Raw genomic sequence first — 1,049 nt, 5'->3', positions numbered from 1 at the left:
GGCATAAAGAATTGCGGTGCAATTCTAAGCGAATCCGAATTCCTCGCGCTTCGCGCTTCGGTGCCTTAGTGCCTGAATTCAGGATGAATTCGGATCGCTTTATGCAGTGAATCTGAATTCCTCGCGCTTCGCGCTCAGACGGTTTAAAGGTCGAATGGATAAGGGTTTAGGGCCTCCCTATTGAATTCCTTCAAGCGGCATTTTGCGCACGGGCTAGGCCAATTCGAATAATCTTCTTCGAGTTCTCCCCCGCAGTGTGGGCATTTCCCGCAGTATGGGTCTCCGCACATTTCATCGCAGTTATCGCAGGGCTTTTCTTCCATCTTCTGACCCCTTTCTAGGGCTTTATCGAATTGTTTAGCAAGATATCAGAAGGGGTCCAGTCATGCAAATAGGCCCCCTCCGGAGAGGGGGCCTATCGTGTTTCCGCAGGTCAGCACCGTACGCGCGTGCCGGTGCTCATGGGGTTACGCCTTCTTCTTTTCGCGGGCGACGTAGTGGGCGACGAGCGGGGCGAATGCGTACCGCTCCTTTCCGGGCTCTCCTACGCCCTTCGGGAAGTCGTCGTGCCGCTTCTTGTGGGTGCGCATGGTGGCGGGCCGGACGATGATTCCGTACTCGTCTTCCAGGCGCCGGGCGGCTTCGGCCAGGGTCAGCAGCTCGGGGGCCGGGGCGGCCTCCTGGGCCTGCTCCTGGGGCTCCTGGACGTCCTCCTGGCCCCCGCCGCCCTGGATCACCCGCAGGGTGTCACGCAGGCTGTCACGCTGGGCCGGAACGGGCGTGACACCGACCCCGGGTGTCACGCCGCGACCTGCGGTTTCGTGGCTGGAACCCCCCTCAGAGGCCCGTGTGGGGGCATCTGAGGTTTCGGGCGTGACAGCGTGACAGTCCTCCTCCTGGACGTGCTCGGTGCCCTTGAGGAGTGACCTGTGCCAGTGAAGATGGGCCCCTTGTCATCGAAGTTGGGCTGATGGTTGTTTGTGTCATTGAAGATGGGCCACTGCATTGTTTGTGACATTGAAGTTGGAGCATCGATAGTGATCTTCTTA

General features: G+C 59.3%; 1 protein-coding gene. It reads right to left on the bottom strand.

The window, feature by feature from the left end:
* Positions 1–467 precede the first annotated feature (467 nt).
* Positions 468–803: a hypothetical protein gene (locus tag QMK24_RS41300; protein ID WP_283472060.1), complete on the bottom strand. Its 336-nt coding sequence runs from the start codon at positions 801–803 to the stop codon at positions 468–470.
* Positions 804–1,049 lie beyond the last annotated feature (246 nt).

This window comes from Streptomyces sp. PH10-H1 (genome assembly GCF_030063355.1).
Taxonomy (GTDB): Bacteria; Actinomycetota; Actinomycetes; order Streptomycetales; family Streptomycetaceae; genus Actinacidiphila.
This window is presented reverse-complemented; position numbering and strand designations above follow the sequence as displayed.